Annotated in this window: 18 protein-coding genes; 14 read left to right on the plus strand and 4 right to left on the minus strand. The window is 48.1% G+C overall.

Annotation, left to right across the window (positions count from 1 at the left end):
• Positions 1-32: 32 nt before the first annotated feature.
• On the minus strand, positions 33-2747 hold the full coding sequence (acnA, locus tag IFU39_RS30545) for an aconitate hydratase AcnA (RefSeq protein ID WP_036614112.1): 2715 nt from the start codon (positions 2745-2747) through the stop codon (positions 33-35).
• 362 nt (positions 2748-3109) lie between these two features.
• Here acnA and IFU39_RS30550 point away from each other — a divergent pair, with 362 nt between their 5' ends.
• From IFU39_RS30550 to IFU39_RS30615, 14 genes are all read left to right on the plus strand, one after another.
• Positions 3110-4129, plus strand: coding sequence for an amidase domain-containing protein (locus IFU39_RS30550; RefSeq protein WP_197997991.1), 1020 nt, complete (start codon positions 3110-3112; stop codon positions 4127-4129).
• A gap of 137 nt (positions 4130-4266) precedes the next feature.
• Positions 4267-5367 carry a D-alanine--D-alanine ligase gene (locus tag IFU39_RS30555; RefSeq protein WP_036614110.1) on the plus strand — a complete coding sequence of 367 codons (1101 nt, stop codon included), beginning with the start codon at positions 4267-4269 and terminating at the stop codon, positions 5365-5367.
• Between the two features lie 30 nt (positions 5368-5397).
• Entirely contained in the window at positions 5398-5721 is a 324-nt protein-coding gene (locus tag IFU39_RS30560) for a hypothetical protein (protein ID WP_036614107.1), read from the plus strand.
• 153 nt (positions 5722-5874) lie between these two features.
• Positions 5875-6876 carry a UV DNA damage repair endonuclease UvsE gene (gene uvsE / locus IFU39_RS30565; protein ID WP_105602367.1) on the plus strand — a complete coding sequence of 334 codons (1002 nt, stop codon included), beginning with the start codon at positions 5875-5877 and terminating at the stop codon, positions 6874-6876.
• Between the two features lie 107 nt (positions 6877-6983).
• A complete protein-coding gene (locus tag IFU39_RS30570; protein ID WP_197997992.1) occupies positions 6984-7847 on the plus strand; it encodes an inositol monophosphatase family protein in 864 nt (287 codons plus the stop codon).
• 230 nt (positions 7848-8077) lie between these two features.
• Positions 8078-8368 (plus strand): hypothetical protein, encoded by a 291-nt coding sequence (locus IFU39_RS30575; RefSeq protein ID WP_091018724.1) that lies wholly within the window; start codon positions 8078-8080, stop codon positions 8366-8368.
• Positions 8369-8574: 206 nt separating this feature from the next.
• Entirely contained in the window at positions 8575-9897 is a 1323-nt protein-coding gene (locus IFU39_RS30580) for a stalk domain-containing protein (RefSeq protein ID WP_105602365.1), read from the plus strand.
• Positions 9898-10147: 250 nt separating this feature from the next.
• Entirely contained in the window at positions 10148-11935 is a 1788-nt protein-coding gene (locus IFU39_RS30585; protein ID WP_091018722.1) for a sensor histidine kinase, read from the plus strand.
• Positions 11910-13463, plus strand: a complete 1554-nt coding sequence (locus IFU39_RS30590) for a response regulator transcription factor (RefSeq protein ID WP_105602364.1) — start codon at positions 11910-11912, stop codon at positions 13461-13463. Before IFU39_RS30585 ends, IFU39_RS30590 begins: the two co-directional genes overlap by 26 nt.
• Positions 13464-13683: 220 nt before the next feature.
• Positions 13684-14967: an ABC transporter substrate-binding protein gene (locus tag IFU39_RS30595; protein ID WP_091018718.1), complete on the plus strand. Its 1284-nt coding sequence runs from the start codon at positions 13684-13686 to the stop codon at positions 14965-14967.
• A gap of 139 nt (positions 14968-15106) precedes the next feature.
• Positions 15107-16009 (plus strand): carbohydrate ABC transporter permease, encoded by a 903-nt coding sequence (locus tag IFU39_RS30600; RefSeq protein ID WP_047841423.1) that lies wholly within the window; start codon positions 15107-15109, stop codon positions 16007-16009.
• Positions 16010-16011: 2 nt separating this feature from the next.
• Positions 16012-16851 carry a carbohydrate ABC transporter permease gene (locus IFU39_RS30605; RefSeq protein WP_017690747.1) on the plus strand — a complete coding sequence of 280 codons (840 nt, stop codon included), beginning with the start codon at positions 16012-16014 and terminating at the stop codon, positions 16849-16851.
• Between the two features lie 105 nt (positions 16852-16956).
• Positions 16957-18165, plus strand: a complete 1209-nt coding sequence (locus tag IFU39_RS30610; protein ID WP_105602423.1) for a rhamnogalacturonan acetylesterase — start codon at positions 16957-16959, stop codon at positions 18163-18165.
• 385 nt (positions 18166-18550) lie between these two features.
• Positions 18551-18967 (plus strand): sensory rhodopsin transducer, encoded by a 417-nt coding sequence (locus IFU39_RS30615; RefSeq protein WP_091018716.1) that lies wholly within the window; start codon positions 18551-18553, stop codon positions 18965-18967.
• 84 nt (positions 18968-19051) lie between these two features.
• Here the strand turns inward: IFU39_RS30615 and IFU39_RS30620 are convergent, their stop codons facing one another.
• The 3 genes from IFU39_RS30620 to IFU39_RS30630 are packed head-to-tail and all read right to left on the minus strand — an operon-like array spanning position 19052 to position 22762.
• Complete coding sequence (locus tag IFU39_RS30620) at positions 19052-20209, minus strand: Ger(x)C family spore germination protein (protein WP_192136375.1); 1158 nt, start codon at positions 20207-20209, stop codon at positions 19052-19054.
• Positions 20206-21675, minus strand: coding sequence for a spore germination protein (locus tag IFU39_RS30625; protein WP_192136376.1), 1470 nt, complete (start codon positions 21673-21675; stop codon positions 20206-20208). The genes IFU39_RS30620 and IFU39_RS30625 overlap by 4 nt, the downstream gene beginning before the upstream one ends.
• Positions 21656-22762, minus strand: a complete 1107-nt coding sequence (locus tag IFU39_RS30630; RefSeq protein WP_100526774.1) for a GerAB/ArcD/ProY family transporter — start codon at positions 22760-22762, stop codon at positions 21656-21658. The genes IFU39_RS30625 and IFU39_RS30630 overlap by 20 nt, the downstream gene beginning before the upstream one ends.
• Positions 22763-22850: the final 88 nt, after the last annotated feature.

Here is a 22850-nt window from a genome sequence, read left to right on the forward strand (position 1 = left end):
GTATAACTTCATCGCATTAATGATTTATATCATTAAGCTTTTTTCATCATTTGACGCAATACGGTTTGCAGGATACCGCCGTTATGGTAGTAATCCACGTCAACCATGCTGTCCAAACGAGCGATGACAGGGAATTCGAACTGTGTACCGTCTTCACGAGTTACGGTAACTTTCAACTCTTGTCCTGGCTTCACGTCATTGCTGAGGCCAGTAATGTCGTACGTTTCACGTCCGTTCAGACCAAGGCTGGACCAGCCGTGACCTTCCTGGAATTGCAATGGCATTACGCCCATGCCGACCAGGTTACTACGGTGAATCCGCTCGAAGCTTTCTGCGATAACGGCTTTGACGCCGAGCAGGAATGTTCCTTTTGCCGCCCAGTCACGGGAGCTTCCTGTACCATACTCTTTACCAGCGATAACGATCAGGTTCTGTCCTTCATCCTGATACTTCATGGAAGCATCGTAGATGGACATTTCTTCGTCTGTTGGCAGGTACTTCGTAATGCCGCCCTCAGTACCCGGAGCCACCTGGTTACGAATACGAATGTTAGCAAACGTACCACGCATCATGACTTCATGGTTACCACGGCGTGAACCGTACGAGTTGAAGTCTTTGCGCTCTACGCCATGTTCTTTCAGGTACAGTCCAGCTGGGCTGGATGGTGCAATATTACCTGCTGGCGAGATGTGATCCGTTGTTACGGAATCCGCAAGCAATGCCATAACACGTGCAGAACGGATATCTGCGATATCGTTCAACTTGTCGCCAAGCTCTTGGAAGAACGGAGGATTCTGAATGTATGTGGAGTTCGGATCCCACTCGTACAATTCACCTTCCGGTACAGAAATTGAATTCCAACGCTCATTGGCTGTAAATACATTCTCGTACTTGTTGCGGAACATCTGAGCGTTCAGGGAACTTGCGATGGTATCCTTGATTTCCTCGGAAGTAGGCCAGAGGTCTTTCAGGAACACAGGTTCATTGTTCGTATCATAACCGATTGGATCGGTTTCAAAGTCAATATTCACGGTACCCGCAAGTGCATACGCCACAACGAGTGGTGGTGATGCCAGGTAGTTGGCTTTAACCTGTGCATGCACACGGCCTTCAAAGTTACGGTTACCGGACAATACAGCCGCTACGGTCATATCGTTCTCAGCAATAGCTTCGCTCACTTCGTCCGGCAGTGGGCCGGAGTTACCGATGCACGTTGCACAACCGTAGCCGGCAACGTTGAATCCGAGTTTGTCGAGATACGTGATCAGACCTGCTTTTTCCAGGTACTCGGTAACCACAAGGGAACCTGGTGTCAGACTGCTTTTCACATATCCTGGTTTGGTCAGGCCGCGTTCAACTGCTTTTTTCGCCAGTAGTCCCGCTCCAACCATAACACTTGGATTCGAAGTGTTCGTACAACTTGTGATCGCCGCGATCACAACAGCACCTGCCTTCAGTTCACTGTTGGAACCGTCCGGATGCTTCACAGGTACGGATTGTTCGATTTTCTCATCGCTCAGACCGTAGCCGCCTTTATCTACAGGTGTGCGAATGATGCTGTTGAAGCTTTCTTTCATTTGTGTCAGCTCGATGCGATCCTGTGGACGTTTTGGTCCGGCAAGACTTGGTACAACAGAGCCGAGATCCAGTTCAATCACATCTGTGAATTCAGGATCAACGGTGCTTGAAGTACGGAACATGCCTTGAGCTTTGTAATAAGCTTCAACCAATTCTACCTGCTCGTCAGGACGTCCAGTGTTACGCAGATAGTTCAACGTTTCACTATCAACAGGGAAGAAACCGATTGTTGCGCCATATTCTGGTGCCATGTTGGCTACTGTAGCACGGTCAGCCAGACCGATGTTGGCAAGACCTGGTCCGTAGAATTCTACGAATTTACCAACAACACCTTTTTTACGAAGCAATTGGGTAACGGTGAGTGCCAGATCCGTTGCTGTTGCGCCTTCGCTCAGGCTGCCTGTCAGTTTGAAACCGATAACGTCCGGTGTTACAAAATAAAGCGGTTGGCCCAGCATACCTGCTTCGGCCTCAATACCACCAACACCCCAACCAACAACGCCAAGTCCGTTGATCATGGTGGTGTGGGAGTCTGTACCTACGAGGGAATCCGGGAATACAACGGTTTCGCCGTCCACGGTTTTGGTTGCTGCCACGGAAGCCAGATACTCCAGGTTAACCTGGTGAACGATCCCTGTGGATGGTGGAACGGCACGGAAGTTGTTGAATGCCGTTTGCGCCCAACGCAAGAAGCGGTAACGCTCTTCATTACGCTCAAACTCAACTTTGATATTGTAATCAAGTGCATCGTTGGTACCAAAAGCATCAACCATAACGGAGTGGTCGATAACAAGATCGACGGGTACGAGCGGGTTGATCTGTTTTGGATCGCCGCCTGCTTTTTTCACAGTATCACGCATTGCAGCGAGGTCAACGACAACCGGTACACCGGTGAAATCCTGCAGAACGATACGTGCAGGGATGAATGGAATTTCCTTGTTATTGTCACGGCCATCTGCCCAGCCGGTCAGTTGTTTTACGTGTTCTTCGGTGATAGCACGTCCGTCGAATTGACGAATTGCTGCTTCAAGCAACACTTTAATGGAGAAAGGAAGCCTGGAAAGATCGCCGTGGCCGTTTTCCTGAAGAGCATCGAGACTGTAGTAGCGGTAAGACTTGCCTCCAACCTCAAGACTGCGAGCGGCGGAGAAATGATTCTTTGCTGACATACATGTACCTCCTTGGGATGTGTCGGTGAGATGAAGAAAACGTTCATTTAGGTGAAGAACAGGCCTTCATCGTTCCGTGTTCTTGTTCGTTAGTTTCATCAGATGAAACGTAATTTCATAATCATAACTTTAGTTTTAAGTATACCGTTTTCACCTCCGTACGTAAAGGTCTTTTTGCCTGATCAAGCAAGCTTTTGGAGCGATGAAGGCGTTTTCGTGAAGCGAGCAGGAATAAGATATCTTGTGTACCTGTATTTGCCGAATTTCGAATCTCCCTCCTGAGCCGTGTACATACAACCGAAGACCCTTTCATATGAATAGTAGGAGTTTATATACGCAATGAAATATTCCAGACAGAACTCATGCCAAAGGGGGACATAGGCTTGGAACGGGAATGGAAGAGTGCCTTATATACTTACGTGAACCAGTACAATCGCTGTGAGATCGACTACCGTCCACAGACCAGCGAACGGATCGTTACCGATCCTGACTTTGTGGTGGAACGGGGAGAGCGTATGGCAAGGCTGGACGAATGGTATCGTAAGCGCCGCGCCGTGCCTCTTCGCAGCGAGACCAGCGCCAAGCTTGTGCGCACGCTTATGGATGGTCAGGAAGAAGCGGTGGTGGATGTACAATTGTACAGCAGACTGTTCTACGAGAAGAGCGGGATCACCCACCGGGAGGACCGGATTGAGCGGGAGCGGTTAACCTTTCTGAGGCAGAGTGGTGGATGGATCATTGGACGGGTTGAGCGAGAAGTGCCGGAGCGTCGCCCTGCTGGGGAAGGACGTCCGTTTCAACAAGCTGATTTTGTACAGGCGATGAATCGGCCGCTGCTGAATCGGGAAGTGTTGGGTCAAGGAAGAAGCTCACGGCAACAGTCATATCGCAGAGATCTGGCAGTTGCCTATGCAGATCGGTGGTGGAATGCGGGCAATCCGGCATTTGAGGAATTTGATGTGGATTGTACCAATTACGTGTCCCAATGTCTCTTTGCAGGGGGCGCACCCATCCACTATACTGGTAGAAGAGAAGCCGGCTGGTGGTATAAAGGGTATGTGAACGGCTCCGAAATGTGGAGTTACAGTTGGGCAGTTTCCAACAGTCTGGAGCGTTATTTGTCAGGCAGCAGCTGGGGTCTGACCGCGACAGAAGTGGAGCGTCCTGAGCAGCTGATGCTCGGCGATGTTATTCTCTACGATTGGGATGGAGATGGACGATTTCAGCACAGCACCGTTGTGACCGCGTTTGATGCGGGCGGTATGCCGCTTGTTAACGCACATACGGTTAGCAGCCGTCACCGATTTTGGGATTACCGGGATTCTTACGCTTGGACGGAGCGGACGGTATACCGGCTTTTTCATATTGCAGATGAGTTTTGATGACGAAAGATTTTCGGGATGCGGTGACGCAGACATTCAGTTCCGTGTAAAATAAGATCAGATAACGCAAGCAGAATAACAAGGGTGCTGAGCATGCAAACATGACAGCATCAGGCACAGATAATCGGAGGGTACACATGAGTATGGATAAATTAAAAGTAGGCGTCGTGTATGGCGGAAAATCGGGCGAGCATGAGGTGTCGCTGCAAACGGCGTTTGCTGTAACAAACGCATTTGATTATGAAAAGTATGAACTGGTTCCTTTTTATATCTCCAAGCAGGGGACATGGAAAAAAGGACCTGTCATGCATGCGCCGTTCGCGCAGATTGAAGATCTGAAGCTGGAGCAATCGGCGGGTGGAACGCAGGATGCGCTGAACGCCCTGTTTGGCCGTTTGTATGGCGGAGCAGAAGCGCTGGATGTGATGTTCCCTCTGCTGCATGGTACGTTTGGAGAGGATGGCACCATTCAGGGCATGTTCGAGATGGCGGATATGCCATATGTAGGTGCAGGTGTACTCGCTTCGGCAGGCGGCATGGACAAAGTGGTCATGAAAAAGCTGTTTGCACAGGCTGGCATTGACCAATGTGCCTTTACGTATTTTAACGCGACACAATGGAAGCAGACTGAGCACGAAATGATCGTACAGGTCGAAGATCAGCTGGGGTATCCTTGTTTTATCAAACCGGCCAATCTGGGCTCCAGTGTAGGCATCTCCAAAGCACGTAACCGCGATGAACTGAAGACAGCTGTTGAGTTCGCACTTCGGTATGATACGAAGGTTGTCATTGAGGAGTTCGTTGAAGCACGCGAGGTTGAAGTCAGTGTCCTCGGTAATGACGAGCCCATGGCTTCCGTTCCAGGTGAGATCGTATCCTCCGGTGAGTATTATGACTATGCAGCCAAGTATATTGATGGTCAATCACAGATGCTGATTCCAGCTCCACTGGACCCAGAGGCCGCAGATCGCATTCGCGAGGCAGCTTTGCAGGCGTTCCGTGCGATTGAAGGTAACGGTATTTCACGTGCGGACTTCTTCATTCGGAAAAATGACGGCGCTTTGCTTATTAATGAAGTCAACACCATGCCTGGTTTCACACCGTACAGCATGTATCCACTTCTTTGGCGTGAGACAGGTGTATCGTATGCCGAACTGCTGGATCGCATGATTGAGCTGGCACTGGAGCGTTACAACCGTAAGCAGGCACTGAATTACGAGAACGGCGTACAGGCGTAGCCTGCGACCACAAGATCAGGAGGGATATGCATGGGATTTCAGACTGAATTCAATTCCGTATGCAAGTTCAAGAATGAGCAGGAGCTGTTCGAACTGCTTGAATACGGACGCGGCAAAATGGTCAAACAGGGCTTCCGGGTATTTCCTACCGGCCAGAAAGTGATTGCATACACACCGGATAACGTGGCTGTAGCCATCGTCAAGATCGTGGTTTCCATTGCGGAGATCAACTTCCAGGGGCAAGAGGTAACTGAGGTGGAGATGCAACTCATCCGCAAATTGACTGAGGAAGAATCACGCATTCAGACTGCCCTTGCGGATGAGATGTTCTTTGGAGAGCAAGCACAGGAATAGTTGTTGACTGTAAGTGCGGGTCGGAAGGACGGATTTGCCAGAATACGATTATGGTCACTCTTTTAGGGTAAAACTTGGTTATATACAGTGACGGTACATCCTGACGGCTGAATGCCGTGCGGGTTCTCCGCCCTAATAGAGAGGAAGAGATTCATGCTCGTACGCTTTGGTTACGTGGCCATGTCCGTGCTTATAGAGAATGCCTCGCCTTCCCGGACCATGACCATGTCGAGTTTTAACAAAATCGGTGACAGGGAAGCAGCGATCCGCAAGCTCGAACGGATTGCAGCTGAGAACCTGCACAATACATTACGTTTGCTCAGGCACAACAAGGGCAGCCATATTCATGTATATCGCTTCTCTTCCAAATTGATTCCACTGGCAACACACGAGGATCTGAATGACTGGGACCCGTTCCCGGCACTGAAGCAGGACTTTGCGGCCATTGGTGATTTTGTGAAGGAAAATCATATGCGTGTGTCCTTTCATCCAGATCATTTTACCGTACTTAGTACCCCCCGCGAGCAAGTTCTGCGCAACTCGATTCGCGACCTTCGTCATCATGTTCGGATGCTGGATGCCATGGGGCTGAATGCCACTGCCAAGAACAATATACATATTGGTGGTGCATACGGGGACAAGCCTTCAGCGGCGCTTCGTTTTGAAGAAAACTTTTTGAAGCTGGATCGGGACATTCAGGAGCGGCTCACACTCGAAAATGATGACAAAACGTTCAATGCGCCTGAGACACTTGCCGTGTGCCAGCGCTTGGGATTGCCCATGGTACTGGATATCCATCACCATTGGGTGAACAACGAAGGAGAACAGGCATGGGATCTGTGGCCTGATATTCTAAAGACCTGGCAGTCACCGCTTGCCCAGGCAGATTCACCGGCTGATCAGCCATTGCCACCCAAAATCCATGTCTCCAGTCCAAAGAGTGAGAAGGATCTGCGAGGTCATGCCGATGGTGTGGAGGTAGAGCCTGTGCTCGATTTCTTGCGTCATATCGCAGCAGACACCCCAAGACTTGACGTGATGATTGAGGCTAAACGCAAGGATGAGGCTCTTGTGCAACTGATGCAGAAGCTGGCATTCTATCATGAAGAGGGTGTGGAGTGGGTGGACGAGTCTACCGTCATCATTCATCCGTAGTGCCAAAAGGGGCCTGGGCAACGAGAAACTTTACGACCTGTGGGGCGTATACTTTTAACAAGTATTTCAACTTTTCGTAGATTGATATAGAAAGTAGAGTGAACGCTTTGAATGAGAAGGAAAAGACACCTTATGTCGTGACAAGCAAAAGCTATACTGCCGTTGCCATTAATGCAGCTTCCAAAGCTGGCGAATGGATCAAAAGCCGTCTTGGGACGGTAGCTGAACTTGGCACCAAATATTCACCCCAAGATCTGGTGACCGAAGTGGATAAAGGAGCGGAACAGATGATCCGCCGCCTGATTCTTACGCATTTTCCCCACCATGCCATTCTGGGTGAAGAAGGCGTAGAACCGGGACCGGAAGCTTCGGCAAAAGCACTGAAAGAGGCCGAGGAAGAAGAGTTCCTGTGGATTGTTGATCCTGTGGACGGAACGACGAACTTTGTACACGGATTCCCGTTTTATTCGGTGTCCATCGCATTGGCTCACAATGGTGAAGTCATTGTTGGCGTGATCTACGACCCTTCCCGTGATGAAATGTTTGTTGCGGAAAAAGGGAAAGGGGCATATGTTCACGGAAACCGGATGCTTGTATCTGGTGAACAAGAACTGGCTCAGAGCCTGATTGCGGTTGGATTCCCGGCAGACACAACCTTTGCGTTGCCACTGAACATGGCAGCTGTGCAGGCGCTTGCTCCGCAAGTCCGTAACTTGCGTGCAGGCGGATCTGCCGCTCTTCATCTGGCATATGTTGCCGCAGGACGCCTCAGCGCCTACACCGAAGTTGGATTGAAACCGTGGGATATTGCCGCAGGTGCGCTGCTGGTTGAAGAATCCGGCGGCAAGGTGACCGATACCATCGGAACGCCTTACCAACTGTCTGTGAATCATGTCGTTGCCAGCAATGGCAAAATCCATGATGCACTGACGGATGTGCTGAAGGAAGCGAAGGCTACCGGGTTGGAGTGAGTTAGTTCAACTCATTGATGCTTTAATAACCTGTAATTGTACATTAACGGAGGGGACAGAAAGCATTTGAAGAAACGAAGTGCTCGCCTTTATCACCTGATTTCTTCCTTGGAAAAGGGAATCAAAGAAATCTGGGGATAACAGCGATCGGAAGATGATTCTGTATACGAAGTGAAAGTACAATAGCAATATTTAACGCATGTATGACTTTAATTAAAGGAGCGAGAACAATGGATGAATCCAAAGAACTGGAACGACGGCTCAGTGATATGCTGACGGAAGGGGACATGGAAGAGTCCGGCGACACCGATCAGCGTGAACGCCAGCTGATTCCTCCCAAGTATGAAGTGCGAATCCAGACAGAACGTGATCCAATTGTCGAGGAAACGTTAAAGTACCGGAAGATGGCACGTGAAGTGGATGATCGTTATGATCGATATCTGGAGCGAGCTGCCGGGAACAAACCGGAGAGCGACAAGGGTCATTCAAATTCTGAGGACTCGAATAAGCCGCAATCTTAACTAATCAGTGAACGTCATAGCTGAGCTTAACCAGTAACAGGCTCCCCTTTAGGGGGTCTGTTATTTCATGTGTGTTCTCAGCAGAGAGGACAACGCCTACTTTAAAATGATAGAATAGAGTAACACGAACCTATGTCATTGGAATGACCGATGTACACTATATTAGTGTAAATTATTATAGATTTGCGAGAAGGAGTGTTACCTGAATGAAGCGTAAACGTATATGGGAAAATACAGCTGCCGGTTTAACGGTAAGCATGTTGGCAGGAATGTTGCTCTTCACATCTTCTGCATTGCCTGCACACGCGGCTGACACCAAAACCGGTGTATTGCCAGCGGGCACAAATGAGACTTCGCTGACAGCGAAGAAAGATGCAGTAGCTGTAACCAAGGAGTTCCGCATCGTCACATTGGGAGATTCCATAACGGTAGGTTATGAGCCCAACACAAAAGAATTGTCTTATGGTTATGTAGAACGTTTGCATGAGCAAGGTTTGCTGCATGGACGTACACAGGTGGACAACTACGGGATCGCCGGATTGAAAACCAGTGGCCTGAAAAACTTTACTACTGCAATTAAGGATGGAAAAACGCTGACTTCAGAAGCCATTCAACCAACTCTTCCTGATCCAAGAGCGGGACAGATCGGAGCCAATACTGCTGCAATCCGTGAGAGCGTAGCACAGGCCAATCTGGTTGCAATTACCATTGGGGGAAATGATGTATCTGAGCTTCTCGGTACAGCAGACAAACTGAGTGATCAGGATCTGCAAGCGAAGGTAAAAGAATTACTCGCAACATATACAGCCAATGTTAGTGCAACGATTAATGATATCCATGAAATTAATCCGACGGCTACAATTGTCATCGCCGACCAGTATCAACCGATGCCGGAAGTAGCAGGCAAGGCAATCTATGCCAAACTGATGGAGGCATCCCAAGGTTTCACACAGACCATTGATGGCATTGCAGCACAATTCACTGCTCAGGGTACTGATGTCAAAGTCGCACACGTGGCCAAGGAGTTTGTTGGTGGTGAAGGCACGATGACACATATGATCAAAGATCGTGATTTCCACCCGAACCAATTTGGATATGCGGCCATTGCCGAAGTATTTTCCAAAACGATCTGGGGCGACTACACCAAGCTGACTGCACCTGCGACAGGTGAGCCGATGAACATTATTGTGAGTGGCAAAACATTGAATACACCGTACAAACCGATTATCCGTAACGGCAAAAACTTTGTGGCGATCCAAGACATCGTGAATGCGGTCGGTGCTACTACAGTGTGGGATAACAAAACTTCAACCGCAACCATTACATATGGAGACCGAAAGGTTGCTGTGAAGATTGGTGCCAATGCTGTGAAGGTAAATGGAGCATCGGTTACTGTGGATACACCTGCATTCCTGAATAAGGTAGGCAAAGAGTCCAAAACATATGTACCACTTGCCATGGTGGCTGAAGGTCTTGGCTTTGATGTGCAATATGTAGCGAAGCTGAAAACTGTTTTTGTTAATCCGTAAATTGTATTTCATGCTTTAACCTGATGTTATTCAACAGCCAGAATACCTTGATCTGTTCAAGGTATTCTGGCTGTTTTGTGTTCTTTTTGAGTTGCTGACACAGATGTATACCTTCTCTAATGACCTAAAATGTTGCATAAATATATCTTGTCAGATGACCAACGGATGTGTAAATATGAAAATAACTTACAATAAAACCACTAATGCATAGGATGACAGGCACCCCTCGCAAGCCAAAGGAGCGCTTAGGATGAACAAAATTAAGAACGCTTTCACAACACTGCCGATTCATCACAAAACGATTCTTCTCATCGGACTTTTGATGTTGATCAGCTTTACGTTTTATGCGTCCGTACTCCGATATGTGTTCAGTATCTATGACCGTCAGATCTATGAGAAATCATCGCAGGTCCTCAATATGTCCTCGGTAGGTATTGAGAATCAACTACGTGAAGTTTCCAATCTCTCCTTCAAGGTGATGTCAGACGAGCCGCTCCAACAATATTTGCTTCAACTTGAAAAGGCCGAGACGGGATATGAGAGAAATGGTCTGCGCAAGAAAATTACCAATCGATTGGTTGCTTATGCGGGTTCTGAGAAGTACGTCTATTCCATGCTATTTATCGATAATGATAATAACGTCATGGCCGCAGGCAATCGGGAGGGAATTTCGGAGTCGAAGCAAAAAGAACTGGTTGCACTGGGACAGCAATACTCGGGCTCCAATGCCTGGCATACCAGTGGGGATAAACAGTCCCGACTCTTGTCGGTCCGGCAGGTGAAATCCTTTATTGGGGGAGCATTTACATTGGAAGACCTCGGCACACTGATCATCCGCGTACGGCTGGACCGAATTGTACAGGACCAGATGCAAGAACCGGCTGAGGACTCCCAATTACTCATTACGGATGGAAAAGAAGTGATCTATCCAACAGAATCGTCGGTCAGTGAAGCTGAGATTGAGTCTGAACTGAAGCGCACCCAGCCCTATGGGATTGCCATGTTAGAGCAAGGGAGACACTTTGTAGCTCGTGCTCATTCTTCCTATACGGATTGGACCTATTTGTACACAACCCCGTTTGACCAGATGTTTAAACAGATCCAGTTTGTCAAACAGTTGGTCACGGTGATTTTCATCATGATTTTTCTGGCGGCGCTTATCATTGGAGCGAGATTCTCTCGCAGTATTACCCATCCGATTGCGCAGTTGATCAAGAAGATGCGTAATATCGAAAAAGGCGATCTGGATAAGCTGGAGGAGGCTGCTCTCGGAAATGTTCCGATATCTCCACAGAATGAGGTTGGGCTGCTGCATCGCACATTCAAGATGATGCTTCAACGGATACGTGAATTGATTGATGAGAATTATGCCAAGCAACTGGTGATTCGTGAGACTGAATTGAAAGCGCTTCAGGCTCAGATTAATCCACATTTTCTCTACAACACGCTGGAATCGATTAACTGGCTGGCTAAAGTACAGAAGCAACGACAGATCTCGGAAATGGTTGAGGCTCTCGGATTCCTGCTGCGTAGCTCTGTGAATATGTCCGAGAAGTGGATTACGCTGGAAAGAGAGCTGGACATTGTCCGCAGTTACGTGACGATTCAGCGCACTCGTTTTGAGGAAAGACTGGATTTCGACATGGAAATTGCCCCAGAGGTAGGAACGGCGCGGATACCGAAGTTAACATTACAGCCTTTGGTGGAAAACGCCATACATTATGCACTTGAACCAAGCATTGACCCTTGCCGGATCCGTATTCGGGCGAGAGCAGATGGAGATAAGGTGATTATTGAAGTCGAGGACGACGGTCCGGGGATGACACCGGAATTCCTGGAACAACTACACGAAGGACGTATTCAGACAAGAGGACAGGGCATTGGGTTATCTAACATCCAGGAACGAATCAGACTGACCTTCGGCGATGAAGGTGGAATGGTGATGAGCAGCAAGCCCGGATCAGGAACTGTAGTATCGATCAGCATACCTTGGATCAGAGAGGACGATGACGATGTACAAAGTGATGCTCGTAGATGATGAACGTGTCATTCTGGAGGGGATTTCCCAAGTGGTCGATTGGGCCGCGGCAGGTACGGAATTGGTGGATACGGCGAGGAACGGGATCGAAGCATTGGATAAAATCGGACAGTCGAGGCCCGATATTATCATTACGGATATTTCCATGCCGGGTCTGGATGGTCTCGGACTCATAGAGAAGGCATCTGAAGCATACCCGGGTGTACGTTTCATTATGTTATCCGGCTATAAGGAGTTCGAGTATGCCCGCAGAGCGATGCAATATGGTGTGAAGCATTATTTGCTCAAGCCCTGTAACGAGAATCAGATCCATGATGCATTAACTGAACTGTTGCAGGAACATCAGGATGCCCAGGTGAAGGAGAATGTTGCAGGGGAGATGAAACAGCGATTGCAGCGAGTCCTTCCACATGTGAAGGAGCAATTTCTGCTGGAGTTCATGACCAACCGCACCTATGGGCCGGTTGATCTGGAGTATTATCAGGAGCTGTTTGATCTGGAGCTTGAAGAGAACGCAGTTCGGTTACTGTTGTTCCGAATTGTAGATGAACATGATTACAGCCACTTATTTGCGATCAAAAACATTGCCAGTGACCTGCTCCCACATGTCCTGTTAAGCACAACCATTGAAGGTAAACTCCTCATTCTGCTCGCGGATTCAGCTGATCCGGCTGGACTGAAAGAAAGTATTGAAGAGGTTCGGGCTGCATTTACCAGACTATATAAATTGGAAGTGACCGCTGCGCTGAGTGAAGCAGATCGAATGATTCAGTCCCGGCGGTTGTTTCGTGAGGCGTTGCAGTATCTGAACCATCGCTTCTTTATCGGTGAAGGCAAGCTGATTACGAAGAATGATCTGGTATTGGCGGGAGAATGCGACGGATTGCATGTAGAACAGGATGCCGAGCAACTGTGTCAGTTGATCAAATCGGGAAATACCGAGGAAACAGCGGTAGAGGTGGAGCGTCTGTTTGATCTACTATCACGTCAGCAGCTGGAAATCGAGGTGACTCGCTCTTATGTAGTGCAGCTCTACTCGGCGATGGTTCATGTTTGTCCACCTGAGGAGGCAACGGAATTCACCCAGCGTATGGCAGAATTGCCTCATATCGATACGTTATCCGGTTTGAAATCTTTTGTTGCAAGCAGTACAGCCCGATTAACTTCCGGTTATTACAAAAACCATATCAGCCGCCAGTCTTCAGCCGTGGAGAAGATGATGGATATCGTGGATCGTCATTATGGAGAGGCGGATCTCTCACTCAATGGAGTTGCTCATCAAATGTTGTATATGAATCCGGATTATTTGGGTAAGATTTTCAAAAAAGTCACAGGCGAGAATTTTTCCAACTACGTGAATCGTCTGCGCATTGAACGCGCATGTGACCATATTCGCAGAGGCGGGGATGTGAAAGTATTTGAGCTTGCTGAATTGTTCGGATTCGGCGGGAATTCACAATATTTCAGTCAGGTGTTCAAAAAGTGGACTGGGATGACACCTACGGAATTCCGTAGGATCGGCATATAACAATGGACTACCAATCATGTAATTCATGTCTGAGGAGGACGAACAGCGACGAGAGGAGGCTGTTGTCCTCCTCTGTTTTTTGAACCAACTAGACGGTTTTGTGTATTCAACTATGGTCGTACATTTGCGAAAATGACATTAACAAGTTTGTGAAAGCGTTATCAGAAATAAAAGGATAACTCGTTCACACAACCATATCAACATAAAAGGGGAGATTGGCATGGTGAAAAAGGCAATATTCCTGATGATGGCTGCTTTGCTCGTGTTTACAGCGGCATGTAGCTCAGGTGGAGGAACTGAAGGAGCATCTGGAGATGACTCAGTTACCCTGCGGATCGCTTGGTGGGGCTCGGATGCAAGGCATGAATATACACAGAAGGTCATCGACCTGTATAAATCGAAAAACCCGAATGTCAAAATCGACGTGGAATATGCTTCATTTGATGACTACTGGAAAAAGCTCGCACCACAAGCAGCGGCAAATCAGTTGCCTGACATCGTTCAGATGGATATTTCCTACATCAGTCAATATGCACAGAATGGTCAGCTTGAGGATCTAGCGCCTTATCTTGGCAACCAGATCAAAGTGGACGATGTGTCCGAGAATGTTATCAGCACAGGTGTAATTAACGGTAAACAATACGGTGTACCTGCCGGTGTTAACGTTCTGGGCTTCCAATATGATCCGGCATTGCTTAAAAAAGCAGGCGCAGATGCAATTCCTGACAATATGACTTGGGAGTCGTACGAAGCACTCGGTAAACAAGCCGCAGATAAAGGTCTGTATCTGGATGGAGGCGTAGCTCCGGATATTTTCTTCCATTACTTCCTACGTACCAAAGGGTTGTCGCTATACAATGCGGAAGGCACAGGTCTTGGTTATGATGATGACCAATTGTTTGTTGAATTCTTCGGACTTATGCGCCGCATGATTGAACAGGGCGCAGCACCTACACCGGATGTAGCCAACCAAACCAAAGGCATTATTGAGGAATCGGATCTCGTGAAGGAAAAAGGAATTGGCGTATGGCAGTGGTCCAACCAGTTCGTAGCCTTGCAACAGGTAGCGAACCGTCCGCTCGAAATCGCCCCAATGCCAGGACCGGATATGGAAAAAGGACTATATATGCAACCAAGTATGTATTGGGGTGTAACGTCCAACTCCAAAGTGAAGGAAGAAGCGGCTAAATTCATTGATTTCTGGGTGAATGACGTGGAAGCCAACAAACTGATCAAAGGTGAGCGTGGTGTACCAATCTCCGGAGCAATCAAAGAAGCTATCGCACCTGAGCTGAGTGACGCCACGAAACAAGTCTTTGAATTCGTAGCAGCCATGGAGCCTAAGGCTTCACCAATGAGTTCTCCGCCACCGGTTGGTTCACCTGAAGTAATCTCTTCCCTAGCAGATGTGGTTGAAGAGTTGAACTTTGGCAAAATTACACCTGAACAAGCAGCAGAGACATTCCGCAAGAACGCCGAATCTGTTCTTGCGAACAATAAATAACAGTTGAATGATGGCTTGCTCATCCTACTTCAGGGATGGTCGGGAATGGGGCTACTCGCAAATGCGAGGGCCTTTCCCCGTCCAGATGACCGAAGCCAGGATGAGGGAGCAAGCTGATCCATGAAGGAGGTTCGTTCCATTGAGGCAGTATTCGTCGTTACGTAGAAACTTAACTGGATATGCGTTCATAAGCCCGTTTATTATTGGATTCCTGGGCTTCACACTCATCCCCATGTTTGTGTCCTTATATATGTCGTTCACGAGTTATAATTTGTTCACTTCTCCACGGTGGATTGGGCTTGATAACTACACCAAAATGTTTTTTGATGACCCGAAATATTGGAATTCGGTTAAAGTGACGTTTCTGTATGTATTCATTGGGGTACCGTTAAGATTGATCTTTGCCCTCTTCGTAGCGATGGTCCTGAACACTGGCTCTCGTATGATTGGAACGTACCGGACGTTGTATTACCTGCCATCCATTATCGGTGGTAGTGTGGCCGTATCCATTATGTGGCGTAACCTCTTCAGTAATGAGGGTGTTATCAACAGTGCTCTAACGGCAATCGGGATTGGGCCTATAAGCTGGTTTGGTGACCCGAATGCATCCTTGGTTATGCTCATCTCACTGTCTGTGTGGCAGTTTGGTTCGTCCATGCTGATCTTCCTGGCTGGTCTCAAAAATATCCCTACTGAGATGTACGAGGCAGCAGGTGTGGATGGCGCGAACCCTATACGGAAATTTTTCAGCATCACCTTGCCACTACTTAGCCCGATCGTCCTGTTCAATATGATTATGCAGACGATTGGTGCATTCATGACGTTTGTACCTGCCTATATTATCTCCAAAGGCGAAGGTGGTCCAATGGACGGTACGATGCTGTACTCCCTGTATCTGTTCCGTCAGGCGTTTATGTTTAACAACATGGGTTATGCTTCGGCAATGGCCTGGATCATGCTAATCATGATCGGTATACTCACGGTAGCTGTGTTCCTGACATCCAAGTACTGGGTGTTCTACGAATCTGAAGGAGGGAAGTAACGATGGTTTGGAGAAATGTAAAATGGCCCATTTATCACCTGTTCGTTGCAGCTCTTGCCCTCCTGATGCTCTATCCCGTCCTATGGATGCTATTTAGTTCATTCAAGGAAAGCCGTACGATTTTTGTCACAGCGGATACCCTGTTTCCTGCGGAGTGGATCTGGAGCAACTATGTGGATGGCTGGAAAGGCACAGCTGGAAGACCGTTTATGGATTACATCACCAACTCACTTGTAATCGTGGTTATTTCCACGATCGGTGCCGTAATATCGTCATCGCTGATCGCTTTTGGTTTTGCCAGACTTAACTTCAAGGGACGCACGTTCTGGTTCTCCTTAATGATGTTGACGCTGATGCTGCCACATGATGTGGTATTGGTTCCTCAGTACATCATTTTCACGAAGCTCGGCTGGCTGAACACTATCTTGCCAATCGTTGTACCTACATTTTTCGGAATGCCATTTTTCATCTTCCTGATGGTACAGTTCATTCGAACGATTCCGAAGGAGCTGGATGAGGCTGCAACCATCGATGGGTGTAACAAGTTCAGACTGTATATTCAGATTATTATGCCGCTGATCAAGTCTTCTCTGGCGACTGCAGCCATCTTCTCCTTCTATTGGAGATGGGAGGATCTGCTCGGTCCGGTATTGTACCTGAACTCGCCTGATAAATACACCGTGTCGATGGCGCTGAAAATGTTCCTGGATAGCGAATCTGCTTCCAACTGGGGCGCAATGTTCGCGATGTCCATCGTCAGTCTGGTTCCGGTTGTAGCTGTGTTCTTCATCTTCCAAAAACAAATTGTTCAAGGGATGAGCACCAGCGGATTGAAAGGATAAGCCAGATTACTGTATCTTCGTATCTTCGCCCGAATGAACGTTTACGAAAGTTAACCAAGGAGGGTATCGCTTTTGAATAAAGCTCAAGGTAGTCAGGCCGTTGCCATGGAGGCAGCGGCAGAGGGCCAGGCAGTTTCCGTGACCAGCTGGAAGTTTAACTTTGGACCGGACTCGGGAAGAGCAGATGAGACAGGGGATTATCTGAAAGTAACTGCAACAACCGCATATGAGGAACGCGGAGGATACGGATTCGAAGCAGGATCTCTGGTGTATGAGAAACAACGCATTAGTGATGACGATGTGTCGGATCCCACGAAACAACATCATAACCATCCGGGGCAGACAACCATGTCTGCCCGATTGCGTTCGGGCTTCTGTATTCCACTTAAAGCATCCTTCATCGTGGATGTTCCCGATGGAACCTATCAAGTTTTACTTGTTGCAGGTGATGAATTGGCTGAGACAGTGACCCGTGTGAAAGCTGGTGAGGGCAGGCTTGTACTGCCAACCATTCGTACACTTCCCGGGCAATTTGCAGAGATGCGATTCTCGGTCGTTGTTCGCGGCGGCAGACTTCGTCTGTCATTCTCCGGTCCTGCACCGAGAATTAATGCTTTGGAGATTACTCTTGCGAATCAGACCATGACCGTATTTCTTGCCGGGGATTCAACCGTAACAGATCAGCCGGAAAGTGGATATCCGTATTGCGGTTGGGGCCAGTTATTTCCAGCACAGTTCAAACATGATGTGGCAGTAGATAATCACGCCCAGTCAGGGCGCAGTTCCCGCAGCTTTATGAATGAAGGCAGGCTCAGGGCCATTCTGGAGCTAATTAAGCCCGAAGATTTTCTGTTTATTCAATTTGGACATAACGATGAGAAGCCGGACCCTGAACGTGGGACCGACCCATTCACAACATATAAGGAATATCTGAAAAAGTATATCGATGCTGCCCGTGAAGCCAAGGCTCGTCCGGTGCTCATAACCCCCGTGCATCGTCGCTATTTTGCGGATGATGGCACATTGAATGATACACATGGCGATTATATCATCGCCGTTCGTGAGCTTGCAGAAGAGGAAGGTGTTCCGCTGATTGATCTGGCTGAGCGCAGCCGTCTTCTGTTCGAACAGGCGGGCGTTGAAGGCACCAAGGACGACTTTATGTGGGTGCTGCCAGGCGAGTATGTGAACTTCCCCTCAGGCGTGGAGGATAACACGCATTTTCAGGAACGCGGTGCCCGCCGCCTTGCCCAGCAGGTGGCAGAAGCCATCCGCGAGTTGCAATTGCAACCGCTGCAGATGTATCTGCGGTAGGCGAGTAATCATCACAGTTGTAAAGGTTCTAATTCTATTGCACTAGTGGATAAGTTCCCGCAGGATTTTAAGTCCTGTTCGTCCGTATTTATGCAAAGCGAGTTAAACGAAGTAACGAGCCAGCAAAAGTTGCCCAGCGAAAGAGCGAAGGCAATAATCTTTTAAATCAGTCCGGCGAGCGTAGCAGCGGAGGAGGGCGGAATCGGGTAGAGGGAGCGAAGCGTCCGCCTTTGGAGCGGGATTTCCCCTGCTGAGGGGGGAATTGAATAGAAATCCCGAGCCAACAGCGGCCCACAGCCCGATCCGCCCGCCGAAGCGACTGTCGTGCGAGCCCACCAGATTTTTAACCTATATTGCAATCGCAAAAAAAGGAGGATGTATTTCAATGACACCTGACCAGACAGAATCAGGCACATCTGCCCGTAAGAACGTTTCAGCAGCTACAGGTCACACCTACTGGGTCATTCCGGATGGTTACATTCCCCCGGAGAGCCGGGGCACATTGGAGAGTCATGAGAGCATCTGTGTACTGAACACCAGTGCCACGGATGCGGAGCTGCACATCACGATTTACTTTGAAGACAGAGAACCACTCGAAGGTATGGTCGCTGAAGTGCCAGCGAGAAGGACGAAGCATATTCGCACTGCATCGCTACGATCCGGGGAGCAGTCTATTCCGCCGGGCGTGCCTTATGCGATTACGGTTTCGAGCAATATCCCCGTTATCGTCCAGTACAGTCGTTTGGATACGACCCAGCCTGAATTGGCTTTGATGAGTGTCATGGCGTATCCATTAGGATAACTTCCCCAATCGACAGCAGTTGGAGATGGTAAGAAGCCCCGTAACCTTGCATCCAATGCAGGCACGGGGCTTCTTTTGCTTCATTTATTCGCTGTATTTATACGTGCTCGCATTAAGGATATCCACGTGAACCTCCACTTTTCCAAGCTTAAAACGTTGGAGTGGGTCCGCCCGGTTGTAGACTTCCTGTTTCCATAAGGGAAGGTTGTGGCGATATAAGTGTTCCACAAGACCGTATGAATCAATCTTGTGTGACTTGGTTTTTTCAAACGTATCTCGGATTTGGGATTCGATTTGTTTCTCCGCTTCTTGTTCCATGGCCTGAGGCGTGCGCGGGGCTCCATGGTCTTCGGTGATGGAACTTTTGACCGAGGTAACCAGATCAAATGTGACGCCATCTCCTTGTTTCCTTGCCTTGATTCTAGTCTTGGGATCACGAAGCATCAGGGTTAAATCAGGAGTTTTTTGACCATTCCCATATACGTATAGTGGGTACTGATGTACGCGCTCATAATTTACGTATCGTGTACCGTCCGCGTCTGCTCCTGCAACTCTACCCTGACTTGTTCCTTTGGAAATAACATAAAATCCATCCATTCTAACAAGGGGGGGAGTTTTATCCCCGTTGAACCAAGTCTCGTTCCTTGTTGAAACAGAGGGTAAAAGAACAACGGAAGCTGGCTCCCGTAGTCCATCAAGAAGCTGATGGAGCCGGATTGGTTCGTAACCGGAATGCTGTTTGTATAGCCTCATGGGCTCAAATAACTCAATGGTCTGGGCGGATTGGTTCAGCAGCGCAGAAGGGGAGAGCACGTCCGGAATGTTATGTTCTGTCGCGTAAATCCAAGGTGTATATCTCAGTTGACCTGAATGCAGCAACGTGTTAAATATATCCTCCAGCTTCCCGTTGAGAGCATTTTTCGATAAAACAATGGCTTTAACATGAGTCCAGAGCGTTTGCTGCTGTGACGTTTCATACAAGTCGTTAATAGCCATGCTCAGTGTTGTACCCTCGCCCCGTCCAATCCAGATATCCCTTGTCTCCCGGGAAGTTGGTGTTTCCTGTTTTGCAATACTGGAGAAGTCAATCAGTTGGGCATACGCAATATACTGTTTGTCTACATAATCAATTCCTATCGCCGTAATGAAGTTTATACTTTGCACCTCTTTGGAATCCCAGCACCCCGTTAGCAGGATCAAGCAGCATACAAGAAGGCCGCTTATGGATACCCATCGTTTCACGGACGTTTCCTCCGGCGGGTAGAATCCTGTGTATGAAGTGCTTCTGGGCGCTTGGTTCTTTTCATGGAAGGTGGCATGGATACGGCCTGAGTGAAGTCTCCGGGAATGTAAGGAGATACAGGTGACAGATAGGATACGCCATAACACTCCAACGATACGAGATGCACCAACAGGGCGAATAGTCCGATCATAAAACCGAACAATCCAAGAATGGAAGAGACGAGTAACATCCCGATCCGAACATGGGCAGTAGCCCCGCTTAGCACAGTATTCACGAGAATATAACTAGAGATGACCGAGATCGCAACCGTGACTATTATGGTGGGAGAAGTAATCCCTGCACGAATAGCGGCATCCCCAATAATAAGCCCGCCAACAACGCTGACCGTTTGCCCCAACGCACGTGGTAATCTACGCCCTGCTTCGTTGAATAGCTCAAACATAAAGATCATCAGGAACGCTTCCAGCGTCACCGGCATGGGCAGGCCCATTCGAGTACCAGCAATTGTAGCCAAGAGAGGTAGTGGGATCTGTTCCACATTGAAACTGGTCAGGCCGATATAGAAGGCTGGGAAGAAACAGGCAATCAGCAGTCCGGATATACGCAAAATTCGTTCGAAAGTAACGATGAAAAAGGGTGTACTTTCGTCTTCAGGAGATTTCAATTGATTGAAAAGTGTAGTTGGCGCGATGACCGCTACAGGAGAGCCTTCAATAAGAACGGCAAACCGTCCATTTAACAGGGAATCGACAACAAAATCAGGACGTTCAGTGTTATCCGTGAGCGGAAAGATGCTCCGAACCCCTCCCATGACAGCCCGCTCCATGATCGAGGTACCCAGAATGCCATCGATCTCAATCTGATCCAGATTGTGTCGTGCTTCTTTTAGAATGTCTGGATTAATAATATCTTTTACATATACAAGTCCAATGGCAGTTTGAGTACGTCCGCCTTTGACATATTTCTCATAACACATCGAAGATGTTTTCATTCGTTTGCGTATAAGGGCCACGTTGGTAGTGAGTTCTTCGGTGAATCCATCGCGCGGGCCTTTAACTGATGTTTCAATGGCTGATTCTTCGGGACTGCGTCCCGGGATATCAGCAATATCTACACTGCAGGACTGTACACCATTACCGAAAATGATCAATAGTTGTCCACTAAATATCAACATATTAAGCTTGTTAGTATCTTTGAGGTCATCCAACGGATTCAATGTTAATCCGAGTTCTTTGGGATGTGATTCCTCAATGATCAGGGAGTGCTGTTCCAGACGGGGAATGATAAATTGGTTAATTTGTTTACCGTCGACGAGACCGTCACAATAAAGCAGAATTACGGGCTGATCAGATTTGTCTTTAACAGGAAAGGTCTGAATAACGACATCTGCACATGGATTGAATTGCTCTTTCAAAGAGGCAAGCAGTGTTTCATGGGACGTGGTGTCAATCGCTTGATGCTCCATGATGTTTCCTCCTCTGATGGCGTGAATGGATAAAGGCAACCGTCGTCGCGATAATCGCAAGTCCGCTCAGATACACGAGATTGAACGGAAATATGTATTCAACCAGAAGCTTTTCGAAGGTCATATCATCCATAGGATACAACATGGTCAGGATAAAGAAGACACCCAACGAGATACAACTGATAAGCCTTTTGGTAGAGCTCTTAATATTCCATATTTCAACTACAATATACATGGCAAGACTAATTCGGGTGAATGCACCTGCCAGCCATTGGTAGATGGAAAAGAAGTCGGTCTGGGCAATGTATTTGCCCAGAGAGGCAATTCGCCATTCTTCAAAGGCGGGATATCTCATTTTGGCAGCCTCAAAAGGATCGAATTCCACAATCGCCCCAATGAGTGGGCCGACAGTCAGTCCTACGAGAATGAGTGCGAGCATCAGATACTGCCATACACGTATACGTTTGGTGAGATGAGGCTGGATGTACCAGATGAACAGCAGTTCAAACATGCCTGCAAGACTGTAGACCATGCCATTAAGAATAGGATGCCATCCATGTTCAAGAACGGGCAACAGACGACTGTAGTCCTTGTATTGGGTATTTACGATAGCAACATAGAAACCTAACAAGACAACTAGTGGCAGGACTAACCCTGCGGTAAAGGCCAGCGAGCGAATACCTTTATACGCAGCGTAGGCACAGAGAGACATCAGGGCAATACTGGTTACCAACACGGGCGTTTCGGTCAGATAGTTCGTTTTAGCCCATGCCGTGGTATCATGCAGTGTGAAAAAGATTACGCTTAGAAAAAAGAGACTGTTACCAACTCGAAATAACATGCCAATGGGCTTCCCGAGACGGGAGGTTAACCAATCATGCAGGGTTTGATGCTGTAGGAAACGAGAGACATAGGCGAGCATTAGCGCAAATATCAGAAATGGTCCGGCTGATAGCAGGACGGAAATCCAAGAATCCCTTTTGGCCGCAGCCAAAAGGGCAGGAATAATCAGAACATGGCTGATCAAGCCAACGGACAACATGATCAACATCATAGCTTGTAAAAAAGAAGGCTGTGTTCGTTTCATGCTGAGGGGTCCCCTTTTCCCAATAGACTGTCCTCAGCAGTGTTAACGTGATTGGGGCGCTTCATACCGTCAGTTGAAATAACGAATA

Origin of the sequence: Paenibacillus sp. CFBP 13594 (assembly GCF_014842675.1) — a bacterium.
In the GTDB taxonomy this organism is placed as follows: Bacteria; Bacillota; Bacilli; order Paenibacillales; family Paenibacillaceae; genus Paenibacillus; species Paenibacillus amylolyticus_B.

Bases quoted from the DNA above. Each gene is read 5' to 3' on its own strand.
- acnA (WP_036614112.1), bottom strand. From the start codon at position 2,747: ATGTCAGCAAAGAATCATTTCTCCGCCGCTCGCAGTCTTGAGGTTGGA.
- IFU39_RS30550 (WP_197997991.1), top strand. From the start codon at position 3,110: ATGCCAAAGGGGGACATAGGCTTGGAACGGGAATGGAAGAGTGCCTTA.
- IFU39_RS30555 (WP_036614110.1), top strand. From the start codon at position 4,267: ATGAGTATGGATAAATTAAAAGTAGGCGTCGTGTATGGCGGAAAATCG.
- IFU39_RS30560 (WP_036614107.1), top strand. From the start codon at position 5,398: ATGGGATTTCAGACTGAATTCAATTCCGTATGCAAGTTCAAGAATGAG.
- uvsE (WP_105602367.1), top strand. From the start codon at position 5,875: ATGCTCGTACGCTTTGGTTACGTGGCCATGTCCGTGCTTATAGAGAAT.
- IFU39_RS30575 (WP_091018724.1), top strand. From the start codon at position 8,078: ATGGATGAATCCAAAGAACTGGAACGACGGCTCAGTGATATGCTGACG.
- IFU39_RS30580 (WP_105602365.1), top strand. From the start codon at position 8,575: ATGAAGCGTAAACGTATATGGGAAAATACAGCTGCCGGTTTAACGGTA.
- IFU39_RS30585 (WP_091018722.1), top strand. From the start codon at position 10,148: ATGAACAAAATTAAGAACGCTTTCACAACACTGCCGATTCATCACAAA.
- IFU39_RS30590 (WP_105602364.1), top strand. From the start codon at position 11,910: ATGTACAAAGTGATGCTCGTAGATGATGAACGTGTCATTCTGGAGGGG.
- IFU39_RS30595 (WP_091018718.1), top strand. From the start codon at position 13,684: ATGGTGAAAAAGGCAATATTCCTGATGATGGCTGCTTTGCTCGTGTTT.
- IFU39_RS30605 (WP_017690747.1), top strand. From the start codon at position 16,012: ATGGTTTGGAGAAATGTAAAATGGCCCATTTATCACCTGTTCGTTGCA.
- IFU39_RS30610 (WP_105602423.1), top strand. From the start codon at position 16,957: ATGGAGGCAGCGGCAGAGGGCCAGGCAGTTTCCGTGACCAGCTGGAAG.
- IFU39_RS30615 (WP_091018716.1), top strand. From the start codon at position 18,551: ATGACACCTGACCAGACAGAATCAGGCACATCTGCCCGTAAGAACGTT.
- IFU39_RS30625 (WP_192136376.1), bottom strand. From the start codon at position 21,675: ATGGAGCATCAAGCGATTGACACCACGTCCCATGAAACACTGCTTGCC.
- IFU39_RS30630 (WP_100526774.1), bottom strand. From the start codon at position 22,762: ATGAAACGAACACAGCCTTCTTTTTTACAAGCTATGATGTTGATCATG.